The organism is Alkalibacillus haloalkaliphilus C5 (assembly GCF_000269905.1).
GTDB classification, from domain to species: Bacteria; Bacillota; Bacilli; order Bacillales; family Alkalibacillaceae; genus Alkalibacillus; species Alkalibacillus haloalkaliphilus_A.
In genome coordinates this window covers 1-7,831 of the sequence record NZ_AKIF01000138.1, presented here as the reverse complement: position 1 = coordinate 7,831, position 7,831 = coordinate 1, and the positions used below count along the sequence as shown (strand labels likewise).

At 37.8% G+C, this 7,831-nt stretch carries 6 protein-coding genes and 1 pseudogene; 1 reads left to right on the top strand and 6 read right to left on the bottom strand.

Annotated features, from left to right (window positions below; genetic code table 11):
* Nucleotides 1-794, top strand: a 794-nt coding sequence (locus A194_RS0112790) for a sensor histidine kinase (protein ID WP_017187223.1), incomplete at its 5' end; no start/stop codon positions are given.
* Nucleotides 795-845: 51 nt separating this feature from the next.
* Here the strand turns inward: A194_RS0112790 and A194_RS0112785 are convergent.
* The 6 genes and pseudogenes from A194_RS0112785 to A194_RS18445 all read right to left on the bottom strand — a co-directional run.
* The gene (locus A194_RS0112785; protein ID WP_017187222.1) at nt 846-1,304 is read right to left on the bottom strand and encodes a hypothetical protein; all 459 of its coding nucleotides are present in this window, start codon (nt 1,302-1,304) and stop codon (nt 846-848) included.
* A gap of 15 nt (nt 1,305-1,319) precedes the next feature.
* Nucleotides 1,320-3,464: an MMPL family transporter gene (locus A194_RS0112780; protein ID WP_017187221.1), complete on the bottom strand. Its 2,145-nt coding sequence runs from the start codon at nt 3,462-3,464 to the stop codon at nt 1,320-1,322.
* Between the two features lie 120 nt (nt 3,465-3,584).
* Nucleotides 3,585-4,919: a HAMP domain-containing sensor histidine kinase gene (locus A194_RS18450; RefSeq protein WP_017187220.1), complete on the bottom strand. Its 1,335-nt coding sequence runs from the start codon at nt 4,917-4,919 to the stop codon at nt 3,585-3,587.
* Entirely contained in the window at nt 4,903-5,598 is a 696-nt protein-coding gene (locus A194_RS0112770; protein ID WP_017187219.1) for a response regulator transcription factor, read from the bottom strand. The genes A194_RS18450 and A194_RS0112770 overlap by 17 nt, the downstream gene beginning before the upstream one ends.
* Nucleotides 5,599-5,960: 362 nt before the next feature.
* Nucleotides 5,961-7,220 (bottom strand): YeeE/YedE family protein, encoded by a 1,260-nt coding sequence (locus A194_RS0112765; protein WP_017187218.1) that lies wholly within the window; start codon nt 7,218-7,220, stop codon nt 5,961-5,963.
* A 376-nt stretch (nt 7,221-7,596) separates the two neighbouring features.
* Nucleotides 7,597-7,831 (bottom strand): annotated as a pseudogene (locus A194_RS18445) (hypothetical protein); the annotation flags it as partial.

The window sequence follows — 7,831 nt, the reverse complement described above, 5'->3', positions numbered from 1 at the left end:
AATCAACAAAAGAGTTGAAATCTGGACAAAACCCTAGTTTAGTTCAGTATGATTCAAACAATGAAGTTGGTGAATTAATTGAGCATTATAATGGACTGATTGATCAATTGAAACAACAAGACGAAGTGAGAAATAAGATGATTGCTGATTTATCACATGAATTACGCACGCCTGTTTCTAACCTAAATGGGTATTTGTATGCGATGAAATCTGGGGATATCGAAGCAAGCGAAGAGACGTTACAAGCTTTACATTTAGAATCACAACGTTTAAAACAATTAATTGAACAAGTTGATCAGTTGAAAGAGTTAGACTATATTTCAGCCCAACAATTTATCAATCATACAGTACAAGACGTATCTGATGTGATTAAACAAAGTGTCTCTGTTTTTGAGTGGAGCTTTTCACAAGCTAGTATCCCTGTTCAAGTTGATGTTGAAGCTTGTATGGCTAAGTTCAATCAAGAAGGTATTCAACAAGTGATCAACAACTTATTAGATAATGCTTTAAGGTACCATGAGGGGGATCAGCCCGTTTTAGTTAGAGGATACAAAAATGATGGGAATTATTATGCTTCTGTTACAACGAGCGGCAAACCAATTCCAACTGATGAACAAGACAAGATTTTTGAACGATTTTACCGAGTCGATCACTCTCGTTCTAGAGAATCTGGCGGAAGTGGCCTCGGGTTATCTATTGCTAAAGAAATCATTGAAAAGCACGACGGAACAATAGGTGCGAAAAGTTATAATCATTTAAATGAATTTTGGTTTGTAGTCCCTATTAGAAGTTAACCCCAACTCGAGTTTAGAGTTGGGGTTCTTGTTTTGCCAGTTCTCATTCTATCAAGCTAACCTCATCGCAACAATGACGACAACGACAATTGAAAGGATTGTTGAAATAAATAAGAAGTTCGTATACATTTTAGTAATCGCTGTTAAAGACTTATCTTTTTTAAGTTCAATGCCTTGCAACTTCTTTTTAAGCTTCTTACTATACAGTGACACGACAATCACGGTTAGTAGAATGGCAACGCCACCGATTTCTTCCATCAACTTCAAGTACAGCGGCAACGTATCGCGGTTAAACTGTAAGATCATATACACACCTGTTAACATGACAACAATACCACTTGGTAGCACAACCCAATTAATCATGCGACGCAACTTCTCTATTACGAGCGAATGTTTCTTTAACTCTTCTTCAGATTTTGCCAATGACCTTAATAAAAGGCCGACAACAATAAATGCTCCAATCCATAATGCGACACCAACTATGTGTAAACTATACGATAATTCATACATGTTATAACACTCCCTTTATCTTTTTAAAATTGTTGCAATTGCTGGCACTAACATACCGCGTACTAAAAAGGCATCTACTAAAATACCTAAACTGACGATGAACCCGAACATAAACAGTTCTAAGATCGGCTGAGTCATTAATACGCCAAACGTCCCTGCAAGAATGATCCCTGCAGATGATATAACTCCTCCTGTTAAAGCAACACCGCGCCTAACCGCTTCTTTCATTTCATACTTTTGGCGCTCTTCTCTTATGCGAGACATTAACATAATGTTATAGTCAACGCCGAGTGCGACAAGGAAGACGAAAGCATAAAGCGGAATACGGTAACTCATACCATCATAGCCGAGGAAGTTATCAAAAATAAACCAACTAATTCCTAAAGCTGAGAAATAAGAGATTAAAATTGTTGTCATCATATAAATCGGTGCGACAACCGAACGCAATTGCCACATTAGCATCGCTAAAATAACTAGCGTAACAATGGCGACAACGACAGCTGTATCTCGTTCATTATAAGCACGAATCTCACTTTGTTGTGCTGACTCTCCTGCAAAATATATCCCCGAAAAGCTAGTACCTTCAATGATTTTGTTATGTTCATTTATTAAATACTCGAGTGTGTCTAAAGATTCATGGTCATATGGATTTTGTGCTAACAATGCTTCAAGTTTCACAACCGTTTCATCTTCTGATATCGAGAACGTTTCTCCTTGAAGATCACCTTCTTTAAGAACATCATGAGATGGTAATGTCGTTTCACTTACCCCTTCATAATCCACAATGGCTGTATTAATTTCATTCAGCTCTTGCAGTTGTTCTTCAGAAAAAACGATCTCCTCTTCACTTTCTAAAACGATGACGACTGGGGCTAACTCACCAGGTGGAAACTGTTCTTCTAACTTTTCATAACCAACTCGCGAATCCATTTCTTCCGGGAAAGAGTTTAATAGATTAAATGAATAATTGATATTCATTACATTTAGTCCGTTTACTATTAAGAATACTAATACAATCCCAGCTGCAACAAATGGCTTCTTCGTCACCCAGTTCCCCATTTTACTCCAGAAGCGATTTTTCTCTAACGTATCTTCTCCTACTTTAGGCTTGTCAGGCCAAAACGCTCTTCGTCCAAACGCTGTGAACAAGGCTGGAACTAAGGTTAAACCTGCAATTAGTACAATGGCAATGGTAATTGAGAAAACAGGCGCAAAGTTTTGATAAGGTCCATAGACCGCTAAAAACAGTACAAGCATCGCTGCTAAAACCGTTCCACCACTGAAGAAAATCGGCCTAGCGACACCTGTTACAGCTCGAACCATTGCTTCATGTTTACTCTCAACTTGCCGTAACTCTTCTTTGAACCGTGAGAAAATAAATAAACTATAGTCTACAGTTGCACCGAAAAGTAAAATTGACACAATGGATAACGATTGAGTCTCAATATAAAACACGTCATTCGCAGCAAAAAGTCCTAACACTCGGTCTACCGTTTGATAAACAAATAAGGCTGCCAACAACGGAATTAAAGCAAGAAGGGGCGATCGATAAATAATAATTAGTAAAACTAATACTAAGCCAATCGTCGAAAACAGTAACACTAAATTAGCATTAGAAAAGATCGTAATCGTATCAGATGCAATTCCTGCAGGCCCTGTCACATTTACTTCTGCATTTAAGACTGTTTCACTTGCCTCATGGTGAAGTTGCTCAACTTTCGCATTAATTTCATCCATTTCAAGCCCGTCTGGTAACGTAACAGGTAAAACTAACGTCGATTGATCATCCGAAACGAATTCTTCTTTTACATCCTCAGGGAAGAAGTGAAATGGAACAGACGATAACAAAGAATCTTCTTCAACCTGCTCCCACAACGACTCACTTAACTCATCAACTGATTCAAATGCACCTGCACTCCACTCAGAATCATGTTCTAAAACGAGCAAAGCAAGTAAACCACTTTCGTCCGGAAAGTGTTCTTCAACTTTTTCAGATGCCACAACTGAATGAGCATCTGCCGGAAGATCAAACTCCCCCGTATTAATCGTATGTTGCTGGGCAGAAGGTGCTGCGCTTAAAGCTCCAACTACTAAAATCCAAATAATAATGACAGCCCACATACGTTTTCTCGTTTTAATTAAACTCGATAACTTCTCCATTGGTCGACCCCTTTTCTTCTAGCAATCTATAAAAATAATAACAAGCCTATATGAACAGAACATGAACAACAGATTAAACATAAATAAACGACTGTAAAAATACAGTCGCTTATTGTCGAGTTATTTATTTGGTAAAGTAACTGAAAATGTTGCTCCCTTACCTTGTTGCGATGTAACATCGACCTTTGCATCGTGAAGGTCTGCAATAGATTGGACGATTGATAAACCTATTCCTGTACCGACTTTTGATGATCTCGACGTATCAGATTTGTAAAACCTTTCAAATATCATTTTCAAATCTTCTTGCTTAATTCCTTCTCCTTCATCCGTAACAGAAATCGCGACACCATTTTCAATGATCTTAGTTTGTATTGTGATTGTTGTATTACGCTTTGAAAATTGAATCGCATTTTGTATTAAATTAACTAACAATTGATCTATTCGATCTTTATCAGCGTTAATTTCAACTTCTTCTAAACTAAGGTCAACCTCAAGCTCTTTCTCATTGAACTGTGGCTCCATTCTCGCAACGATTTGGCGGACTTGTTCTGAAATATTATATCTTGATTTATGAATGTTTACAGTACCGGATTGGAGTTGTGTCATATCTAATAGGTCATTAACTAACTTGATCAGTCGCTCTGTTTCATCTTTCATAATGTGGTAATAATGCGTTCGCTTATCATTTGGGATTGTGTCATCCAGTAAGGCAACAAGAAACCCTTTGATCGAAGTTAATGGTGAGCGTAAATCGTGAGAAACATTGGCGATAAAATCACGACGCATATCTTCAAGGCTTTCAAGCTCTTCTGCCATATAGTTAAACGTTTCACCAAGTTGCGCAATTTCATCGTTTGATTTCGGTTTTGCCTTTTTAGAAAAGTCACCTTCTGCTAATTTTAATGCGACGTCATTTAGTTCTTTTAAAGGAGCTGTAATCTTTCTAGAAATTGCCCAAACGATAACTGTCATAATCATTAACGTAATGATAAAAGGCGTCAACAGCATTACAGCTAATTGAGTATACTCATGATTTAAGTCATAAAACGCCATCAACATAACGTCATCATCTTGAAACGGTGCTGCCACGACATGGACAAGCTCACCATCGTCTAACCACATACTGTCATGTACGATTTCACCCGATTGTACTTCTGTAAGCACCTCTTCATTCCAATAAAAAGGCTCACAACTTGTACAATCACTATAAATTAACACTTCACTTTTACTTTGGGTTAACATTTCCTCAGCTAGCCGTTCATCTTCAACAGGCCACTGTTGTTCTAGATGCTCGTGGTGATAAGAAAACTCCTCTTCAAACTGATCATAAAGCTGCAGATGAAATAGAAAAATAAACACCCCAGCAAATAAAACGAAAGAAGCTAACATAATCCCCGCATAGCTTAAAAACAGTTTAATAAATATTTTGCCACGCAACTTACGAATGTACTTCAAACTTATACCCTACCCCTCTAACTGTTTTTAACGCCCAGGTTGCTTCGTTGTTAGTCGATATTTTCTCACGCAAACGTTTAATATGAACATCAACTGTTCTCGGGTCGCCGTCAAAATCGAACCCCCAAATATGATCAAGCAATTGCTGGCGGGTAAACACTTGGTTTTGATGAGACGCTAAATAGTACAATAGCTCGAGTTCCTTCGGTGGCAGTGTAATCGGCTCACCTTCTACTTTTACAATATATTCATTAAGATCAATTGAAAGGTTACTAAATTTCAGTACTTCATACTGTTGGTCATATTGATGTGAACGTCTTAAAATGGCTTTTATTCGAGCTATTAATTCGTTAGGATCAAATGGTTTTACAACATAATCGTCAGCCCCGAGCTCCAAACCTTTAATTCGATCATAGCTTTCCCCTTTTCCGGTAAGCATTAAAATCGGTATTTGCTTTTGGTCGTGACGTACTTCACGACACACTTCCCATCCATCTAAATCAGGAAGCATAATATCTAACACAATAAAATCGGGTTGCTCATCATAATAAGCTGCTAACCCTGTTTCACCATCATAACGAGCAATAACATCATGTCCCCATTTATTTATATATAATTTAATTAAATCACTAATGTGCGGATCATCTTCTACGACTAGAAACTTCAGCTGCTTTTTCATGCCTTAAGTCTCCTTTCTCCCTTTTCATTATACAGAAGAAATATGAACAGAGTATGAATGACGGTTGGTGGATTTGTTTGGGATTATTATCGAATAGGACAATTTATTACCGAATGCGTGAGGGTTATTACCGAATAAGTGTGCTTTATTACCGAAGAGGAGGATTTATTACCGAATAAGCAGAAACTTTGTCGAATCTTGTATTCTATAAGCTATTATTTTACTTCTATGAGCTATTTTTCAAATCCTATGAGCTATTATTTTACTTCTATGAGCTATTTGCTGCGTTCTATGAGCTATTTCACAATTTGTATGAGCCATTCGCATGAAAAAACCCTCATACGACTGTATGAGGGTTAAATCTAACAGAATGAATCTTTTGATTTTGGTACGGATAAGCCAAAGAGTGGCCTTAAATATAAGGCGAGGAAAGTTCCGCCTAGCGCTAGAATTCCCCAAATATATCCGTGTAGGCTGAATGATGCGATTCCGCCGAAGTAAGCACCGATGTTACAACCGAATGCTAGACGTGCACCATAACCCATTAGTAAACCACCAATAATGGATGCTGCTACATTACCTTTAGTCAATCTAGTAAACTTAAATAATCCACCTGCAGCTGATGCGATAAAGGCACCAATAATGACACCAAAGTTCAGTACAGTTGTTGAGTCTGCTAGAATTGAAGCTTCTAATGCTGCGGCATTTGCACCTTGCCAATAACTCCAGCTAGCGACATCGATGCCAAAAAAGTCAGCTACTTTTGATCCCCAAAGTGCGAAAGCAGATGTAACACCCCATGGTTGACCACGCGTCATAAGTGTTACAGCATTTAATACTGCTAAAACAATTGCCGCTGCAAATAATGGCCAAGAACCACGGAAGATTCGCTTCAAACCTTTTTCAGATGGAACTGGTGCCATTTTTGGCGCTTTTCTTCTTTTTTCAATGACTAACGTAATCCATGCAATTAAACCAAATAAAGCAATTGAAATTAACCATGCACCACCATAACCAAAACCTGTCGTTTCAGCTAATGAAACTGGCTGGTAAGCAGGCATTTCTTCAGTCCAAAACGGTAAGTGATAAGCACCAATCGTTGAACCTACGATGAAAAAGATTAGTGTTACGAACATAACTGTACGACCGCCACCAACAGCGTATAACGTACCTGATGCACAACCTCCACCTAACTGCATACCAACACCAAACATAAACGCACCAACTAGTAAACTAATACCGATCGGCGAAACATAACCAGATACACCTGTATCGAAAAACGAGATTCCGAATGCTAGAATCGGTGCAAATAACGTTACAGCAACTGCCAACATGAGCATGTGTGACCTCAAAGCTTGCCCGTTACCAACAGATGCTAAACGACGGAATGCTGATGTAAAACCAAATCGAGCATGGAATAGTGTATAACCTAATAATAGACCAATGATGAGAAGTAACGCTTGAACACCATCATATGATGTCATTAAATGAACCATTAAAACAAACGTTACAGCTAAAGCACCAATGATCAACTTATTTTGCGGTTTATTTAAACCAGTATCGTCTTTTTCAACGGATACCGGATCTTTAACTTCATTTACCGGTTGTACTTTAGTTATCATGTTAATTCTCCTTTTCTGATAAACTTACTCGGAAATTATCTACTTGTAATACTATATTCGGTTTGTGCTTTTTCGTCAACCATTTAAAATCATTTTAATTAATTAGGTAATTATAGTATATAATGGTAGTTAAGGAGGGGACCATTTTGTCTCGTAAACAAGTTGTATTACTATACATTTTTTCATTTTATTATTCCCGACAATAATTATTGGTTTTCGTATGTTAGTGGACTGGAGTATTGGAAACTTAGATCCTATTATGTCATATATACCCGTATGGCTTGGGATGGCCACAGGAGGAATATTAGTAGGCTTGTTCGTTCATTCAATAAAGAAAGCAAAATAAATACCGACCCATTTAGATCGGTACTCATTGTTAACTTTTCACTTTTGCAATGTAATCTACAATTCCAAGTGCGCACACGTCAACATCCATGTTTATAAACTGATAAACTTTATGCTCACGTGGAACACCTAACTGATCTAAATGGTCTGATACTAACTTGAACAATGCTGACTTAACTGCTTCTACTTGTTTTTCTAAGTCTGCCCCTTTTTGATCTAGTAATGCCGCTTCACTTACTTCAAGGAATCGGGGCAACCAGTTACGC

What these genes read in the sequence shown, in the direction of transcription:
- A194_RS0112785 (WP_017187222.1), bottom strand. Translation starts at nt 1,304, where the DNA reads ATGTATGAATTATCGTATAGTTTACACATAGTTGGTGTCGCATTATGG.
- A194_RS0112780 (WP_017187221.1), bottom strand. Translation starts at nt 3,464, where the DNA reads ATGGAGAAGTTATCGAGTTTAATTAAAACGAGAAAACGTATGTGGGCT.
- A194_RS0112770 (WP_017187219.1), bottom strand. Translation starts at nt 5,598, where the DNA reads ATGAAAAAGCAGCTGAAGTTTCTAGTCGTAGAAGATGATCCGCACATT.
- A194_RS0112765 (WP_017187218.1), bottom strand. Translation starts at nt 7,220, where the DNA reads ATGATAACTAAAGTACAACCGGTAAATGAAGTTAAAGATCCGGTATCC.